The 16,588-nt window shown below is 34.6% G+C and carries 19 protein-coding genes and 1 tRNA gene; 14 read left to right on the top strand and 6 right to left on the bottom strand.

The window, feature by feature from the left end; translation table 11 throughout:
- Window positions 1-42 precede the first annotated feature (42 nt).
- Both gmk and nadA read left to right on the top strand, forming a co-directional pair.
- A complete protein-coding gene (gmk, locus tag ACLMCG_RS14920; RefSeq protein ID WP_413960061.1) occupies window positions 43-606 on the top strand; it encodes a guanylate kinase in 564 nt (187 codons plus the stop codon).
- Between the two features lie 104 nt (window positions 607-710).
- Window positions 711-1,730 (top strand): quinolinate synthase NadA, encoded by a 1,020-nt coding sequence (nadA, locus tag ACLMCG_RS14915; RefSeq protein ID WP_142717808.1) that lies wholly within the window; start codon window positions 711-713, stop codon window positions 1,728-1,730.
- Window positions 1,731-1,766: 36 nt separating this feature from the next.
- On the opposite strand, the gene ACLMCG_RS14910 is transcribed toward nadA, so the two are convergent.
- From ACLMCG_RS14910 to ACLMCG_RS14890, 5 genes are all read right to left on the bottom strand, one after another.
- Window positions 1,767-1,976 carry a hypothetical protein gene (locus ACLMCG_RS14910; RefSeq protein WP_413960062.1) on the bottom strand — a complete coding sequence of 70 codons (210 nt, stop codon included), beginning with the start codon at window positions 1,974-1,976 and terminating at the stop codon, window positions 1,767-1,769.
- Window positions 1,977-1,992: 16 nt separating this feature from the next.
- A complete protein-coding gene (locus ACLMCG_RS14905) occupies window positions 1,993-2,202 on the bottom strand; it encodes a bacteriocin-like protein (RefSeq protein ID WP_105701922.1) in 210 nt (69 codons plus the stop codon).
- A gap of 66 nt (window positions 2,203-2,268) precedes the next feature.
- Window positions 2,269-2,466 (bottom strand): hypothetical protein, encoded by a 198-nt coding sequence (locus ACLMCG_RS14900; RefSeq protein WP_223599899.1) that lies wholly within the window; start codon window positions 2,464-2,466, stop codon window positions 2,269-2,271.
- A gap of 61 nt (window positions 2,467-2,527) precedes the next feature.
- Window positions 2,528-2,698: a hypothetical protein gene (locus ACLMCG_RS14895; protein WP_167498842.1), complete on the bottom strand. Its 171-nt coding sequence runs from the start codon at window positions 2,696-2,698 to the stop codon at window positions 2,528-2,530.
- 56 nt (window positions 2,699-2,754) lie between these two features.
- Window positions 2,755-2,946: a bacteriocin-like protein gene (locus tag ACLMCG_RS14890; RefSeq protein ID WP_223599898.1), complete on the bottom strand. Its 192-nt coding sequence runs from the start codon at window positions 2,944-2,946 to the stop codon at window positions 2,755-2,757.
- A 334-nt stretch (window positions 2,947-3,280) separates the two neighbouring features.
- On the opposite strand from ACLMCG_RS14890, the gene thrA reads away from it, so the two are divergent.
- From thrA to ACLMCG_RS14840, 10 genes are all read left to right on the top strand, one after another.
- Complete coding sequence (gene thrA, locus ACLMCG_RS14885; RefSeq protein ID WP_223599897.1) at window positions 3,281-5,728, top strand: bifunctional aspartate kinase/homoserine dehydrogenase I; 2,448 nt, start codon at window positions 3,281-3,283, stop codon at window positions 5,726-5,728.
- Window positions 5,729-5,738: 10 nt separating this feature from the next.
- On the top strand, window positions 5,739-6,665 hold the full coding sequence (locus tag ACLMCG_RS14880; RefSeq protein ID WP_223599896.1) for a homoserine kinase: 927 nt from the start codon (window positions 5,739-5,741) through the stop codon (window positions 6,663-6,665).
- 15 nt (window positions 6,666-6,680) lie between these two features.
- Window positions 6,681-7,985, top strand: a complete 1,305-nt coding sequence (thrC, locus tag ACLMCG_RS14875; RefSeq protein ID WP_413960063.1) for a threonine synthase — start codon at window positions 6,681-6,683, stop codon at window positions 7,983-7,985.
- Between the two features lie 4 nt (window positions 7,986-7,989).
- On the top strand, window positions 7,990-8,358 hold the full coding sequence (gene folB, locus ACLMCG_RS14870) for a dihydroneopterin aldolase (protein ID WP_047379018.1): 369 nt from the start codon (window positions 7,990-7,992) through the stop codon (window positions 8,356-8,358).
- 35 nt (window positions 8,359-8,393) lie between these two features.
- A complete protein-coding gene (locus ACLMCG_RS14865; RefSeq protein WP_413960064.1) occupies window positions 8,394-9,758 on the top strand; it encodes a DUF4403 family protein in 1,365 nt (454 codons plus the stop codon).
- Window positions 9,759-9,801: 43 nt separating this feature from the next.
- The gene (locus ACLMCG_RS14860; RefSeq protein WP_413960065.1) at window positions 9,802-10,311 is read left to right on the top strand and encodes an RDD family protein; all 510 of its coding nucleotides are present in this window, start codon (window positions 9,802-9,804) and stop codon (window positions 10,309-10,311) included.
- Between the two features lie 58 nt (window positions 10,312-10,369).
- Window positions 10,370-10,440: transfer RNA gene (locus tag ACLMCG_RS14855), tRNA-Cys, on the top strand.
- A gap of 359 nt (window positions 10,441-10,799) precedes the next feature.
- The gene (locus tag ACLMCG_RS14850) at window positions 10,800-10,979 is read left to right on the top strand and encodes a hypothetical protein (RefSeq protein WP_414136884.1); all 180 of its coding nucleotides are present in this window, start codon (window positions 10,800-10,802) and stop codon (window positions 10,977-10,979) included.
- A gap of 706 nt (window positions 10,980-11,685) precedes the next feature.
- Complete coding sequence (locus ACLMCG_RS14845) at window positions 11,686-11,913, top strand: glutathione synthase (protein ID WP_413960067.1); 228 nt, start codon at window positions 11,686-11,688, stop codon at window positions 11,911-11,913.
- Window positions 11,914-12,340: 427 nt separating this feature from the next.
- A complete protein-coding gene (locus tag ACLMCG_RS14840) occupies window positions 12,341-13,174 on the top strand; it encodes a glycosyltransferase family 2 protein (protein WP_413960068.1) in 834 nt (277 codons plus the stop codon).
- A 467-nt stretch (window positions 13,175-13,641) separates the two neighbouring features.
- Here ACLMCG_RS14840 and ACLMCG_RS14835 read toward each other — a convergent pair whose 3' ends face one another.
- Window positions 13,642-14,082 (bottom strand): hypothetical protein, encoded by a 441-nt coding sequence (locus ACLMCG_RS14835; protein WP_413960069.1) that lies wholly within the window; start codon window positions 14,080-14,082, stop codon window positions 13,642-13,644.
- Between the two features lie 242 nt (window positions 14,083-14,324).
- Between ACLMCG_RS14835 and ACLMCG_RS14830 the strand changes: the two genes are divergently transcribed.
- Together ACLMCG_RS14830 and ACLMCG_RS14825 are read left to right on the top strand one after the other, a co-directional pair.
- The gene (locus tag ACLMCG_RS14830; RefSeq protein ID WP_413960070.1) at window positions 14,325-14,876 is read left to right on the top strand and encodes a YMGG-like glycine zipper-containing protein; all 552 of its coding nucleotides are present in this window, start codon (window positions 14,325-14,327) and stop codon (window positions 14,874-14,876) included.
- Window positions 14,877-14,930: 54 nt separating this feature from the next.
- The gene (locus tag ACLMCG_RS14825; RefSeq protein WP_413960071.1) at window positions 14,931-16,565 is read left to right on the top strand and encodes an LIC_10190 family membrane protein; all 1,635 of its coding nucleotides are present in this window, start codon (window positions 14,931-14,933) and stop codon (window positions 16,563-16,565) included.
- The last annotated feature ends 23 nt before the right edge of the window (window positions 16,566-16,588 follow it).

The raw sequence follows: 16,588 nt of genomic DNA, 5'->3' as shown, positions 1-16,588 counted from the left end.
TGGACTCCGTAACTCGAAACCCGAAACCCGAAATTGTAAAAAATGGATAAAGTAATTATATTTTCAGCGCCATCAGGGAGCGGAAAAACTACATTAGTAAAACATTCACTGGAAACATTTCCTGAACTTGAATTTTCAATCTCATGTACCACGAGACAGCCGAGAGGAAGTGAAGTTCATCAAGTAGATTATCATTTTCTGACGCCGGATGAATTCAGGCATAAAATTTCTGAAGATGCTTTTGTAGAATATGAAGAAGTATATACTGATAAATATTACGGTACTTTAAAATCTGAAGTAGAAAAAATCTGGAATCAGGGAAAAGTTGTTATTTTTGATGTAGATGTAAAAGGAGGCATTTCGTTAAAAAAATATTTCGGTGAAAAAGCCCTTTCTATTTTTATAGAACCGCCTTCCATTGAAGAATTGGAACGAAGATTGATTTCCAGAAATACAGATGATGCAGAAACCATAAAAACCCGCGTAGCAAAGGCAGAAGAAGAAATGTCCTACGCCGGCGAGTTTGATAAGATCGTGATTAATACCGATCTTGATATAGCTAAAAAAGAAATAGAAAGTTTAATAAAAAGTTTTATCAGTAATTAATGGTTGGAAGATAGAAGTCAGAAGATGGAAGTAATCAAATACTCTCAAAATCTAACTTCTAATTTCTAACCTCTAGCTTCTGATCATAAAAAATTGAGGTTGATATGAGTACCGAAACATTAGAAAAAGCTAAATCTGCAATTCCTGTCAGAGGATTTCTGGATATAAAAGATATAGCTATTCCTCAGGGAGAAGAGTTGGTAAAAGCCATTCTTAAACTTAAAGAGGAAAAAAATGCTGTTATTCTTGCCCATTACTACCAGCCGGGGGAGATTCAGGATATCGCTGATTTCCTTGGAGATTCTTTACAGCTGGCAAGGCAAGCAAAAGAAACGAATGCTGACATGATTGTATTCTGTGGTGTACATTTCATGGCAGAAGCGGCTAAAATTCTAAACCCAACTAAAAAAGTAGTTCTTCCTGATACGATGGCCGGATGCTCTTTGGCTGACGGTTGCTCCGGAGAAGGGTTAAGAAAAATGCGTGAACAGCACCCGAATGCTTTAATTGCAACTTACATCAACTGTAACGCAGAAACTAAGGCAGAAAGTGATATCATCGTAACCAGTTCAAATGCTGAAACTGTAATAGAAGCACTTCCGAAAGACAGACCGATCATCTTCGCACCTGATAAAAACCTTGGAAGATATTTATCTAAAAAAACAGGGCGTGACATGATCCTCTGGGATGGAAGCTGTATCGTACACGAAGCTTTTTCAATGGAAAGAATTGCCCAGCAGCTGGCAGACAATCCGGATGCTAAGCTTATTGCACACCCTGAAAGTGAAGAAGCTGTTTTGAAACTGGCTCACTTTATTGGTTCTACTTCTGCCCTATTGAATTATGTAGAAAAAGATGACTGTCAGAAATTCATCATTGCAACAGAAGAAGGAATTCTTCACGAAATGAGAAAGCGTGCTCCTCACAAGGAACTTATTCCTGCATTGGTTTTTGATGAAAGTTGTAACTGCTCGGAATGTTTCTATATGAAACGTAATACAATGGAAAAGCTGTATTTATGTATGAAGTATGAACTTCCGGAAATTCTTATCGACGAAGAATTAAGATTAAGAGCATTAAAGCCTATTGAGGCAATGCTTGATCTTTCTAAAAGCATAAAATAATTGAAAAGCACTGTTTTTACACAGTGCTTTTTATTTTTAGTCTGCAGTGATTGCAACAAAACAATCTGCGCTCACAACAACGCACATTCTGCAATTCTCAGACAATGTCCAATATGCTTCGCACGAAGGATCACTGGAAGAGCCTGGTCCAAAAACCAGATGGGTAGGACAACCATCACATCTTGATACACCAGCACCCTTCATCTGTTCCAAATCTCTTCTGTTCAGTTTCTTTAATTTTTTCATAAAGTCAAATGATCTTTTAAGAAACTCCTCCGTCCACACATTCCATACTTACCAGAACACACATCTTGCAGTGGTCAGGAAGTCCCTGATAAGCAGAACATGGATACTGATATTCCGGACCATCTCCGAATGTAGCATGTTGTGGACATCCTGCACATCTTGAAGGGCCTGCTGCTCCATTTAATTGTTCAAGTTCTTTTCTGTTTAATTTCTTTAGATTTTTCATAGTAGTTTTAAATTAAATTTTGATTGTATGTTTTTATAACGAATTGATTTTTTTAATAATATTTTTCTAGCCTTCCAGAACCATACAGCTGCCTGGAATGGATGGATCATAAGGGAAAAGGTAAAGACAAACTTTACGTCCTTTAAAGTCGGTACACACTGCACAACCTTTTGGTCCGCAGTCAAGATCAACAGCACAGGTATCTCCTCCACCTCCAATAATAGCCCTTAAGCTTTCTCTGTTTAATTTTTTTGAATTTTTCATGGTAGTTTTTATTTTAAATTAAATTTTTGATCGTTTTTGATTAGATAAAATCAGTCAACACCTATAGCATCGGTGCATAGCAAGTACCTCCAGGCTTTAACCAACATCCCCATTTTCCACCTCCGCGGAAACATACAAATTGCTCTCCACCACATGCTTCAATCTGAATATCAGTGAATCCTCCGCTGATATTTCTCTTTTCTTCGCGTGATAATTTTTTAATTGTTTTCATATTGTAATAATTTAGTATTTAGTAATAAAAAACAACAAACATTTTGTTATTGAAGATTAAAAAGGACCAAAGCATTCAAAGCTTACCAGTACTCTTCCTTTACAGCATTCCGGTAAAGCGTAATAATCAGCACATGATCTCGGTTCACCTGGTCCGTAAGGTCCGACAGGACAGTTTGCAGTACAAGGGCCTATTCCACCGTTGACTGATTTTAAATCATTTCGATTGATTTTCTTTAGATTTTTCATGTGTATCTTGTTATTAGTTAATGTTATAAATGTAACATTTTTAATTAATTACACCAAGTATATCTCCAAAAAAGGAAATATATTTTATTATGTTAAAAACTTGGCTATTTCAAAATAAGTTGTACATTTGTCCTGTTATAATGAATTTATTAAGAAACATATCTGATATTTCTGCCCTGAAATCACTTATTTCAGGCATATCTTCTGTTTCTACATTCACAACTACAACAACTACCCCATAACGGGGTAAATTTTCACATATTATTTCCGGTACCCGTACTCTTTTTTCTAAAGAGTAGTCACTTCGTTATATCCAACCTCAAATAAATAATTGATGAAAGTTTTAAAATTCGGCGGAACTTCGGTCGCCCATTCTCAGAATATCCTTCTGGTGGAAAAAATAATAAAAGATGAATCTTTAAAAAACAAAATAGTTGTTATTGTATCAGCACTTCATGGCGTTACTGACCAACTGATCAGAGCAGCAGAACTGGCTTCTGTAAAAGATGAAAATTATATTCAAATAGTTCAGAATCTTGAAGAAAAACATATCAGTCTGGTCAAAGATCTTTTCCCTATCACAGAACAAAGTTCATGGCTGAGTTTTGTTAAGAAACATTTTAATGATCTTGAAGACCTTTACAACGGAATTGCAGTTCTTGGTGAACTTACCAACAGAATCAAAGATAAAATTGCCTCTTATGGAGAATTTCTGTCCTCAAAAATTATAGCAGCAAGACTTCAGCATGAAGGATTAGACTGCCTATGGATGAATTCTGCGGACCTCATCAGAACAGACAGTAATTTCACCAATGCAAAAGTAGATTTTCAATGCACAGAAAATAATATTATCAGTTTTCTGAATGAAAATAACAATCGTATTATCGTAGGTCCTGGTTTTATAGCCCATGATGAAAAAAACAATGCTACAACATTAGGAAGAGGTGGTTCTGATTACACAGCTTCCATTATGGCTGCTTCTATTCATGCAGAAGAACTTCAGATCTGGACCGATGTAAGCGGAATGATGACCGCTGACCCCCGTTTGGCTTCCAATGCAAAACCTATTTCAGAAATATCTTATCATGAAGCGATGGAACTATCCCATTTCGGGGCAAAAGTGCTTTACCCGCCTTCCATCCAGCCTGTCATGGAAAAAAACATAAACTTAATCATCAAGAATACTTTTGATCCGGATGCACAAGGAACTTTGATTTCTCACCAATTGAAATCTTTAAACAATGAAAAGCAAATTGCCGTAGGAATTTCAAACATGAACAATATTGCATTACTCACGCTGGAAGGCAGCGGGATGGTAGGAATTCCTGGTATTTCAGCAAAACTATTCCAGTGTTTAAGTCATGAAAAAATCAATGTAATCCTTATTACACAAGGGTCTTCGGAACATTCTATCACGATTGCAATTGAAGAAAAAGAAGCGTTACGTGCCGAGTATGCAATCAATTCTTCTTTTGCAGATGATATCAATCTGAAGAGAGTGTACGCCGTAAACATTGAAACCGGACTTTCCATTGTAGCCTTGGTTGGAGAAAGTATGAAAAGCAGAAGCGGCGTAAGCGCAAAAATGTTCGGATGTCTGGGAAACAACGGGATCAATATAAGAGCTATTGCTCAGGGATCTTCAGAAAGAAATATCAGTATCGTAATTTCAGAAAAAGACAGCAAAAAAGCAGTAAATGTACTTCATGAAGAATTTTTTGAAACTGAAATTAAGCAAATCCATCTTTATATCTGCGGAACAGGAAATGTAGGTTCAAAATTGATTCAGCAGATCTATGACCAGAATGCTTATTTAAGAGAAAACTTTTTGATCAACCTGAGAATTGCAGGAATTTCCAACAGCCGATATATGTTATTTTCAGACAAAGGAATAGCAAAGGAAGACTATCTTATCTGGGATCAGCAGGGAGAAAAAGCTTCCGCCCGGGAATTTGCCGATGAAATTATCCGCAGAAACCTTAGAAACTCGGTTTTCGTTGATGTAACGGCAAGTGCTGACATTCCCGAAGTGTATGAAAGCTTATTAAAAAGAAGCGTGAACATCGTGGCCTGTAATAAAATTGCGGCTTCTTCGGATTTCAAAAAGTATAAAACATTAAAAAATACAGCACGAAACCATAGCTGTAATTTTTATTTTGAAACCAACGTTGGAGCAGGACTTCCGGTAATAGGAACCATTAATGACCTCATCAAAAGTGGAGACCAAATTCAGTCTATTCAGGCAGTATTGAGTGGAACGTTGAATTTTGTATTTAATGAGTATGACGGAAGCAGAACTTTTTCTGAAGTAGTGGCTCAGGCTCAGCAGGAAGGTTATACAGAACCGGATCCAAGACTCGATTTGTCGGGAACTGATGTGGCAAGAAAAATTTTAATTCTGGCAAGAGAAGCCGGATATCCGCTTCAGTTTGAAGAAATTGAGAATATAGGTTTCCTTCCTGAAGAATGTATGCATGGAAACGTTGACGACTTTTATGAAAAGCTTACAGCATATGAAGACCACTTTAAAAACTTATTAAATAAAGCAAAAAATGAGGGCAAAATATTAAAATACGTCGCAGAATTTGAAGATGGAAAAGCAAAAGTAGGTTTACAGCATATCGCTCCGGACAGTGATCTTTTTCATCTTTATGGCAAAGACAATATTGTCATCTTCAAAACCCTCAGATATTCCGAACAGCCTTTGGTTGTAAAAGGAGCCGGGGCTGGAGCTGATGTAACAGCAAGCGGAGTTTTTGCAGATATTATCCGTTCTATTTAAAAATACAGTTATGAAAAAAGTAAAATTAAAAGTCCCCGCTACTGTTGCCAATCTGGTTTGCGGATTTGATATTCTGGGCATGGCAGTGCATGATCCTTATGATGAAATGGAATTCAGATTACTGGAAACCTCTGAAATAAGTATTAAACATACTGATTCTTTTGGGCTCCCTGAAGAACCTTCCGAAAATGTTGCCGGAATAGTCTTATTAAAAATTCAGGAATATTTTAATCTGAAAAACGGTTTTGAAGTGATTATTCATAAACATATAAAACCTGGAAGCGGGCTCGGCTCCAGTGCGGCAAGTGCCGCCGGAGCCGCCTTTGGAGCCAATATATTATTGGGAAATAAATTATCAAAAGAGGAAATGGTTTATTTTGCCATGTTCGGAGAAGAACTGGCTTCAGGAGTACGACATGCAGATAATATTGCTCCTTGTATCTATGGAGGAATTACCCTGGTAAAATCCACCAATCCCATTGATATCATTCCGCTGAACAGTCCTGATTTATTTGTAACTGCTGTACATCCGCAGGTGGAAGTGAAAACTTCAGATGCAAGACAGATTTTAAAGAAAAATATCACATTGAAAAGTGCAGTAGAGCAATGGGGAAATATAGCAGGTCTGGTAGCAGGAATTCAGAAAAATGATTTCCCGTTGATTGGCAGAAGTCTTAATGATGTCATTATAGAACCAATACGCAGTATTCTGATTCCAAAATTTGACGAAATTAAAACCAAAAGTTTGCAGTTGGGAGCTCTGGGAGGAGGAATTTCCGGATCAGGACCTTCTATTTTTATGCTTTCCGAACAAAAAGAAACGGCAGAAAAAATTGCTCAGATGATGAAATCAGTCTATGATGAGATTGAAATTGAAAGTCCTGTATATGTCTCAAAAATAAATCCGGCAGGTATCCAAATTGTTGAAGAAAATTAACCCTAAAAAACAGAAATGAAATATTATAACTTAAAAGATCATCTTGAAAAAATTGATTTCAGAGAAGCAACAATAAAAGGTCAAGGGAAAGAAAAAGGATTGTTTTTCCCTGAAGATATTCCACAGTTTGATAAAGAATTTATCCAAACCCTTCATCAGTATTCTAATGAAGAAATTGCGTACAGATGCATGAAAGATTTTGTGGGAGATGAAATCCCCTCAGAAATTCTAAAAGAAATTGTAACCGAAACCGTTAGTTTTGAAATTCCTCTGGTAAAGATCACTGAGCAGATCTCTATTTTGGAATTGTTTCATGGTCCTACTCTTGCCTTTAAAGATATCGGTGCGAGATTTATGAGCCGCTGCCTGTCTTATTTTTTGAAAGATCAGCAGAAAAAAGTCACTGTTCTTGTAGCTACTTCCGGGGATACCGGAGGTGCTGTTGCCCATGGATTCTATAAAATCCCACAAATTAATGTAGTAATTCTATACCCTAAAAACAGAGTAAGTCCGGTTCAGGAGAAACAGTTGACAGCATTAGGTGAAAATATCTCAGCATTAGAAGTAAACGGTAGTTTTGATGACTGTCAGAATCTCGTAAAACAGGCTTTTTCTGATGAAGAAATCAACAGTCAGTTATTTTTGACGTCTGCAAATTCTATTAACGTTGCAAGATGGCTTCCCCAGCAGATTTACTATTTAATAGCCTTAAAACAATGGATTGAACATCATAAAGAACAACCCGTAATCTGTGTTCCGAGTGGAAATTTCGGAAATATCTGCGCCGGACTTCTGACTCATTTCAGAGGTTTGCCCGCCAGTCATTTTATTGCAGCCTGTAATGCTAATCAGGTAGTTCCTGATTATTTTAAAACTCAGAATTATAAGCCACAAAACGCAGTTGCTACCCTATCCAATGCCATGGATGTTGGAGATCCGAGTAATTTCGTAAGGATTTTAGAGCTTTTCGGGCATCAGTTTGGTGCTTTAAAAAATAAAATATCTTCATATTCTATTGATGATGATAAAACAATGAATATGATCACAAAAGTTTATGAGAAATACCGCTATATTCTGGAACCTCACAGTGCCGTAGCCTTTGCTGCAATGGAAGAGTATCTGCAGGAAAATCCTGAGCAAAAAGGATTTATTCTGGGTACTGCACATCCGGTAAAATTCCCTGATGCTGTAGAAAAAGCGATCCATACCCAGATTGAAATTCCGGATTCATTGAACGAACTGATGAAAAAGGAGAAAAAAACTGTAGAAATAAATTCAGACTTTGAAGAATTAAGACGATTTTTGCTTCATAAAATATGAGGCAATGAGCAAAATATATCTTGAAGATGTAAGAATATATGCGTACCACGGCGTACTTCCTGAGGAAAATATTATCGGGACGTATTATATTCTGAATGTAGAACTTCATACCGATCTGTGGAAAGCAGCAGAATCCGACGATTTACATGACACCATAAGCTATGCAGATATCAACGATATTCTTCACAAAGAAATGAAAATAAAATCCAAATTACTGGAACATGTAGCCGGAAGAATAATCTCAACAATTCACAACAGCTTTCCACAGATTGATTATATTAAATTAAAAATCACAAAAACAGCTCCGCCTATGCAGGGAGAAATGACAGGTGCCAGCATTGAGCTTGAAAAAAGCTTTAAGCCGGAAAATTAAAATTCTTATTTTCGTTCATTAAAAAAACATACACATTGAAATTCGTTAAAATATTATTTTTAGCAGCAGGGATCAGCACTTTTGGGCAGATCGGTGTTGATAATCAGCTGGCCGCTTATAATTTTCCCAAGATAAAGTCCAGTATTACGATGCCTGTGACCATTCCTCTTTCCGAACTGAGCAATATGATCAATGCTTCTGTGAAAGACCTTGTTTACCAGGATGACTCTTATACTGACAATAATAATGATCAGTTTAAAGTAAAAGTATGGAAAACCAGACCCATTCGTCTTGTAGGCGGAACCAGCCAGAATTTACTGATTGAAGTTCCATTAAAAATATGGGCAGAAAAAGGAATCGGAACTCTGGGAGTATATACTTATCAGAATACCACTTTTGAAACGGTAATGTCATTCAATACAACCGTTACTTTTAAAAATAACTGGACCATTACCACCAATACCCGGCCGAACGGTTTCAGATGGGTAAGTAAACCGGTACTTGATTATGGAAGAATCCAGATTCCTATTACCTCCATTGTTGAAAAAAGCTTAAAGGAACAACAGGAGAAATTCTGTAAGACGATAGATCAACAAATGGCTACACAGCTGAATTTCCAGCAATATGCCTTAATGGCCTGGAACACATTTCTGCAGCCTTTCAATATCTCTGAAGAATATAATACCTGGCTGAAGGTAAGCCCGGTAGCAGTCAATATTACTCCTCTGAAATTTTATGGAAACCAGATCAATGCTACGCTTGGTGTTGATATTTATTCCGAAACTTTCACAGGAAATAAACCTGAAGCTTCTTCACCTGTAACCACTGTTGCCAACTTTAACTCCACTCCTACTGTTGCGGATAAGTTTATTTTACAGACTACAGCCAATATCCCTTTTACGGAGGCAAGCAACATGGCAAGAAAGACATTTCTGAATAAGGAGTTTGATATCCGGGACTCTAAGGTAAAAGTAACTGACATCAGGGTATATGGAGTTGATAACAGAGTCGTTATTGAAGCTCAGACCGATGGTTATATAAAAGGTACTGCAATTATTTCCGGGATTCCGGTGTATGATGATACAAAAAGAAAAATTGTTTTATCAGAGACCAAATTTAAGCTGAAAACGACTAATATTCTTCAAAAAACAGCTTCTCTCCTATTTCAGGGGAAAATTGTAAAAATGATTGAGGAGGAATATGGTATTCCAACCCAGGAACTGGAAGAAACATCAAGGAAAAGTATTGAAGAAGCTTTTAATAAAGAATACTATAAAGGTTTAAAGATGAACGGGAAAGTTTTCAATCTGAAACCTAGTAAAATTCTACTCAGCAGTACAGGAATTACCGCTGTTATTGATACCAATGCCTCTTTAAAATTACTGGTCAACGGATTTTAAAATGTCAAATAAAAACTAACCATAAAAAAACTAATAACCAACCATGAGAAAATATTTAGTCGTTGTAGACAGAAACAGAGCCCAAAAAGGGATAAGACTTGCTAATTTTATTATTGACAGACTTGTAATTACTCTTACCTTTCTTACTTTTGGATTTGTTGCTGCCTTAATATTCAATCTTACCAATAATGATTTTTTCATTAATCTTGCTTATAAAATGTCCGAAATAAATAGATTTCTGGACATACTGATAACCTCTTTAATCTATTTTATGTACACTTTTCTTATAGAATATTTTACAAAAGGTAGATCCGTTGGCAAGTATATTACCGGAAGTAAAGTCATTTGTATAGATGGTACTGAGCCTACTTTCAATGATTATCTGATCCGCAATATTTCCAGAATTGTTCCTTTTGATGGCCTTTCTTTTTTGGGAGAAAACGGCTGGCATGATAAATGGAGTGAAACAAGAGTAATTAACATCAAAAATTATCAGGCTGAAATTCAAGCAAAAAGCGAAATCGAGGCTCTTGGTAAGAAAGAAATTGCTTAAAAACTTTTGTTCATAAAGAAATTTTGCTATATTTGCACACCTCAAAAATGGTAAAAATGGTACTTTGGCCGAGCGGCTAGGCAGTGGTCTGCAACACCATCTACAGCGGTTCGAATCCGCTAGGTACCTCAGAAAAAACCTCTAATTATTTAGAGGTTTTTTTGTTTTTTACGTCTCTAATCAATTTACAAAAAGAATCATTTGAAAATAATCAATAAGCACTTTTGTATTTCTACAAACGTTTAATTTTAAACCTTTACATGATTCCATTTTTATCTAAAATCATATATAGATTTATAAATTCATACTCCTAAAAAGCAAGTCCTAATGACATAGATACAACTTTTCATATTGAAATTAATACTTTTGCGTGCGCTTATATCAGAATGATGAAACATAGATATCTTTTTTTATTTCTTATACTTAATAATATATTTTTTGCACAGAATAAAGCAACTGATAGTTTGAAATCCCTCAACTATAAAGATTTGAAAAGTAAATTTTACGATTATTATGATCATATTAAAATTTCTCAATCTGAACAAATAGCTATACAATACGAAAAAGAAATACAGGACAGATCGGATGATGAAGAAATTGAATATGTAGAAGAAATAGAGGAAGAATTTCAAAAAGAAAATGTTTTTATTTCTAAGAAGGCATATTGACTCGGTTATAATTTATTTAGGACATCTGCTCGACAGAAAAGAACAATATGACAATGGTCAGATCCTTGCTTTAGAAAGCAAATTAGATGATTTATCCAAATTACCATAATCAAATATCCTTGCCCTTGGGCAGGGATATTTAAATTTTATATATAAACATCATTCTACATAATTTATAAACAAGCTCCTCCTAATCAAAGAAGAGCTTGATAAATAATGCAAAAAGAGGATGGATTGAAAATTATCTTATTCAAAAATAGAGGATTAATTAATTTACGTTTATGAGCAGCGTCATATCAGAGCAAAAAAAAATCCCCGGAAATTCCGAGGATAAAAACTAATAACCATGAAAACTCAAATTAAACATGAGTTACATTTCTATATCGAAAAATCGTGCCAAGAATGCCAACTTTGAGAAAAAAAAGTGAATTACACTGGGGCTTATCCATTTTTCAGTTTCAGCATTTTAGACCAATTTTATTGATGCTTTAAAAACCACTTCATAATTATTTATAATTAATTAAAATAAATCTAATACCCCGGCAAAAATATTAAAAATAAAATAATTTACAATTTGGTAAAATAAAATTCATATTAGGAAATAAAAATTTTCAAATATTTAGTCAGCTATCAAAAAAAACTAAATCAACATCAAATTGGCATAATTTATTCTTCATATAAATCAATCCAATAAATTTAAATTATCATGGCACAAATAATTTTTAGTAAAGAAGATTTCACGAAAAGCAATGAAAAAGAATATCAGTTGGAGTACAATGTAAATGAAATAGGTGAAGGTTCTGATCTTATTGTGGAAAGACTAACCGAAAAAGGAGACTATGAAACCATTCAAGCTCCTCTGCGAAGATCAAATGACAAAGTATTTATCATTTGGGATTCCCCTTTTAACGGTAGAATACTTTTTGATCTTTAAAGATTTAAGATTATTATATGGAAAAAGCCCCCAAAAAATTGGAGGCCTCAAAAAACACAAATGATGAAAAAAAATTTTATATCAGAGATAAAAATTATTTTATCTATTAATTCTTAACCAAAGATATACCACTCTTTTTTTTTATTTTATGCGTACAGTCATAAAATTATTATTTCTTTTAAATAATAAGCTATCCAGCCAGTAGAAAGTATTTCTCAAAAAAAGACAATAAATAATGCTGTTTTAATTCCTATTCTTCCGGTTATTTTCTAATATTCAAAAAATTGTTCACTGAAAAACAGTATTTAAGACATAATTCACCCTCACGGATTTTAAAATATAATAAAAAATATCAGATATCCTATGATTATAGTAATGTTTTACACATATATTATTCTATACTTTTGTGTAATTAATTCAAAACAAGGTGATAATTTTCTCTATACTTATAGCCAACTATAACAATGGAAAGTATTTCAAGGAATGCTATGATTCATTAATCAGTCAAACCTATAAAAACTGGGAAGTTATAATTGTTGATGATGCTTCCACAGATAATTCTGTAGAGATTATACAGTCCCTGATTCAAGGTGATTCCCGCTTCAAACTTTATCATAACCCAATCAATAAAGGTTGTGGTTTTACAAAAGCTGCCTGCATGAAATATGCCAATGGAGATTTGTGTGCCTACCTGGACCCAGATGACGCACTTTATCCGGAAGCGTTGGAAAAAACAACCCAGGAATTTGTTGACAGAGATGATCTTGCGGCGGTATATTCTCAAATGATGCTGTGTGATGAAAATCTAACTCCTGAAAGAATATATGCCGGTACCAAACAGATTTACAATAACCGTCATTTTTTCAACTGCCCCATTCAGTTTGCTCACTTCTTTGCTTTTAAAAAAGAAACTTACTTAAGAACTACTGGGATTAATCCTAATTTAAAAAATGCAGTAGATCAGGATCTGTATTTAAAAATACTGGAACAGGGAGAAGCTAAATTCATCAAAGAACCTTTATATTTATACAGACTGCATTCTGATGGGATTTCCCAGGACAAGGCAAAACAAAGCGCAAAAGAATCCTTTGCCAGAGTGATCCATGATACAATGAAAAGACGAGGAATCAAAACTATCAATAACCAGACAGTTCCCGAAGTTTTTACCAATTCGCAGGAAATTTACAACCTTATCAGGTATCAGACTAGAAAAATGCATCGATTAATCAGTAAAATAAAAGTCACCTTAGATAATATATAAAACAAAAGGCTCCTCATGCAGAGGAGTCTTTTTGATAAAATATGGAATGAAAATGTTCTTATACTCAAAGATACCATCTCCTTTCCAATTATTATATGAGCAGAATCATAAAACTGAATAAATAGAAACGGCCTCCTGATGGAGGCCTAAAAAACACAAATGATGAAAAAAATCTATTTAGAAAATCTAAACAGAATATTGTAGAATCATTCAATACAACTAATATTAATACGTTCTTCAAAAGAGCATAATACAATACAGAACCAGAGAATGAATACTTCTATAGAATCAAAAACATCCCGATGAATGAATCAATAATAATTTACACAATTATAGTAATTTATTAGAATTTATTCAATGCAAATTGATAAAAACAAAATAAAAAATATAATCAACGCTTCAATGATTAAAAAACACTCATTTCAGGGAAGGGTAAATTTAGTTAAATATTTTTTGGTTCGCAAGGCCTACTCCTCCCAAATAATCGGAATATACACTGTAATATATCCATCAGAATCTACTTGTGCGTCCGAAACTGTAGCAATTACCGTTCCATAACCTACCCATCCACCTTGCCCCTGCATAGCAGAAAAAGTATAAGTTCCTGCCGGAAGTCCGTCGTAATATTGTGGTACCGGCTGAAATCCTCCGCTATAATAAGTATCATACACTTCTCCGGTAACCATATTTTCAGCAAGAAAACTTCCTACATCGTAATTTCCCGAAAGAATTTTTGCTCCACTTTTTGAAAGAAGGCCATAACGGATCTTATAAGTCTGAGACTTTGGTGCAGTATCAGCTATTTCTGAACAGCTTTTATTATTCTCTATTATTTCCGTAGAGGAAAATGATGTGACAACAGCCAGCAATCCAATACATGCTGATACTGTAAAAATTGATTTTTTCATATTAAAAGTAATTTGGTATTCAAAAATAGTCAACTTATATGAATTCAATAAAAACTATCCGTGAACTAAAATTTACAAATACCCTGCAACTCCGCATTAACAGTGTAAAATCTATCATTATTAAAAATTATCTCCACTTTTTAGTATCAATTTTAACATTCATTAACTAAAATTTGGCTTCATAATTGAAAATAAAACTAAAATCAAAGTCGTTGTGGCTTTATCTTATTAAAATTTGAATTATGAGAAAGATAGTATTAGCAGGTTTTTTATCCGTCTTTTTAATGACGGCCTGCAAGAAAGATGACAGCGTTGCTGAGAAATCACTGGAAGCACAGAAACTTGAATTTCAGGCCAGACAACTTGAAATAGAAAAACAAAAACTGGCTATTGAAAAAGAAAAGATGGTCTATGAAGCTCAGAAAAAAGCAGACAGCATATCTGAAACCAAAAAAGCAAGAGCTGCTGCTGAAAATAATTCAAGACCACAGGTAATCAGAGAAACAAGAACAATATATAGAGACAGAAACTCAAATTCCGGCTCATCAGGTAGCAACGGAAATTATGCCAATAATGGAAGTGGTACCTCACAGGGAACGACCCAGAAAAAAGGATGGAGTAAAGCAGCCAAGGGAACCGTTATTGGTACTGTAGGTGGAGCCGCTGCAGGAGCCTTAATCGCTAAGAAAAACAGAGGACTCGGAGCTGTAATTGGCGGTGTTGTAGGAGGTGCAACAGGATATACCATTGGTAGATCACAAGATAGAAAAGACGGAAGGGTACAACCCCGTTAATAAATATTTTCACAATAAATATAAAGATTGCTTATTTTTAAGCAATCTTTTTTTATGCTATTGATCCTGCTTTCTTCAATTTTCATCATTCCTGTCTTAATAGGCTGGGGGAAAATCATGGAAAATGTATCCGGGATTCTATTTCAGGGAATCTCGGGAAAAATTCTATCCGGAATCCTGGGAATAAGCCTGATATGGACATTTATTTCTTTTTTCATCCCTTTGAATATCTATGCAGAAACAGTTTCAATACTATTGGGATTATTCTTTTTCTTTAGATATCAGCTCTATGAGGAGTTTTATCAATTTTCAAAGAAAGATTTTATACTCTTTAGTGCTACCACTCTTGTTATTATGCTCGCGGGTTCTTATTATCCTTATATATTGGATCATTTTGGCTATTACATCCCTACCCTTCAATGGCTTGCAGAATATGGACTGGCAAAGGGAATTTCAAACGTAGATCTTACGTTGGGGCAAATGTCTGTCTGGCATATTTTTCAGGCCGGATTTTCCAATTTTTCTGATCCGTTTTTAAGAATCAATACTGTATTACTCATCATCTACACCATTTATATCATCGAAAGAAAAAACTGGATACATCTTTGTTTCCTACCGGTCTTATTACTGTTTTCGCAGTCTCCAAGCCCGGATCTTCCTGTCATTATTTTTTCACTGATTATTTTAAATGAGCTCATAGCCGGAAACAAAAATACGACTCTTCTTTTTGCCTTTTCTGTTTTTGTTTTCTCTATAAAACCTACGATGATATGGCTGCCTATATTGGTATTCTTACATTCAGTTTTTATTTTTAAAAACAATTTCAAGTCATTATTTTTAGGGATTCTGATTCTCTTTCTTTTCTTTATTAAAAACATATGGACATTCGGTTTTCCAGTTTTTCCTGTAGCAATAGGTGATCTGGGAGTATCCTGGAAACCCAATCCCGAGGTTTTAAAAATTTCGTCACAATTTGCAATCATGAAAACCTATGACATGCAGTACACCTATGAAGAAATTCAAAAATTTTCTACAGCAGATTATATTAAAAACTGGCTTTTTCTGGAAGGAATCAAATCAAAAATTAATATTCTTTTTGTCCTGAGTTTAGCTGTTTTTTCTGTATTTGCCTGGATCAAAAAAAGAAAACTCATCACGCTGATCTGCATTTCATTATTGATAAAAAGTATATTGGTCCTTACATTTTCTGCCCAATACAGATTTTTCATCGATGTTTTCTTTGTGGTATTTTTTGTTCTGTTTTATGAATATTTCAACCAGAAGAAATCTATTATTGTTTTTTCTGTTCTCAGTTTATTTTTCGTTTCCATGCTATCTTTTCCGGCATTAATACAAAAATACATTCCGAGCTTCAGAGTAGGAAGTTTTATGACAGGATTTGAAAAGAAACAGCTTTACAAGCCTTCAGCCTACGAATATCGTCAGTTTAATACATTTAAAATCGGGAATTTTAAATTCAATGTTTCCCACAACTATCCTTACAGTTTTGATACTCCAGTTCCAGCGGTTACCCCATTCTATATTTTTGATGATGTAAAAGCAGGTATTTTCCCTCAGCTATCAGACAAAAATGATCTGAAAAAAGGGTTTATCTGGAAAAAAATGACTCCGGAAGAAAAAAAGGAAGCCCAAAAGGTTATCAATAATATCAAAAACACCGATAAATAGAACAAATCCAGAAACTTTATTAT

Origin of the sequence: Chryseobacterium sp. S90 (assembly GCF_047444895.1) — a bacterium.
GTDB lineage: Bacteria > Bacteroidota > Bacteroidia > Flavobacteriales > Weeksellaceae > Chryseobacterium.
The sequence above is the reverse complement of the archived record's forward strand: the minus strand, read 5'-3'. Positions and strand labels throughout refer to the sequence as shown.

Bases quoted from the DNA above. Each gene is read 5' to 3' on its own strand.
- ACLMCG_RS14830 (WP_413960070.1), top strand. From the start codon at position 14,325: ATGAGAAAGATAGTATTAGCAGGTTTTTTATCCGTCTTTTTAATGACG.
- ACLMCG_RS14900 (WP_223599899.1), bottom strand. From the start codon at position 2,466: ATGAAAAATTCAAAAAAATTAAACAGAGAAAGCTTAAGGGCTATTATT.
- folB (WP_047379018.1), top strand. From the start codon at position 7,990: ATGAGCAAAATATATCTTGAAGATGTAAGAATATATGCGTACCACGGC.
- ACLMCG_RS14825 (WP_413960071.1), top strand. From the start codon at position 14,931: ATGCTATTGATCCTGCTTTCTTCAATTTTCATCATTCCTGTCTTAATA.
- gmk (WP_413960061.1), top strand. From the start codon at position 43: ATGGATAAAGTAATTATATTTTCAGCGCCATCAGGGAGCGGAAAAACT.
- nadA (WP_142717808.1), top strand. From the start codon at position 711: ATGAGTACCGAAACATTAGAAAAAGCTAAATCTGCAATTCCTGTCAGA.
- ACLMCG_RS14880 (WP_223599896.1), top strand. From the start codon at position 5,739: ATGAAAAAAGTAAAATTAAAAGTCCCCGCTACTGTTGCCAATCTGGTT.
- ACLMCG_RS14905 (WP_105701922.1), bottom strand. From the start codon at position 2,202: ATGAAAAATCTAAAGAAATTAAACAGAAAAGAACTTGAACAATTAAAT.
- ACLMCG_RS14890 (WP_223599898.1), bottom strand. From the start codon at position 2,946: ATGAAAAATCTAAAGAAAATCAATCGAAATGATTTAAAATCAGTCAAC.
- thrC (WP_413960063.1), top strand. From the start codon at position 6,681: ATGAAATATTATAACTTAAAAGATCATCTTGAAAAAATTGATTTCAGA.
- ACLMCG_RS14860 (WP_413960065.1), top strand. From the start codon at position 9,802: ATGAGAAAATATTTAGTCGTTGTAGACAGAAACAGAGCCCAAAAAGGG.
- ACLMCG_RS14910 (WP_413960062.1), bottom strand. From the start codon at position 1,976: ATGAAAAAATTAAAGAAACTGAACAGAAGAGATTTGGAACAGATGAAG.
- thrA (WP_223599897.1), top strand. From the start codon at position 3,281: ATGAAAGTTTTAAAATTCGGCGGAACTTCGGTCGCCCATTCTCAGAAT.
- ACLMCG_RS14835 (WP_413960069.1), bottom strand. From the start codon at position 14,082: ATGAAAAAATCAATTTTTACAGTATCAGCATGTATTGGATTGCTGGCT.
- ACLMCG_RS14895 (WP_167498842.1), bottom strand. From the start codon at position 2,698: ATGAAAACAATTAAAAAATTATCACGCGAAGAAAAGAGAAATATCAGC.
- ACLMCG_RS14845 (WP_413960067.1), top strand. From the start codon at position 11,686: ATGGCACAAATAATTTTTAGTAAAGAAGATTTCACGAAAAGCAATGAA.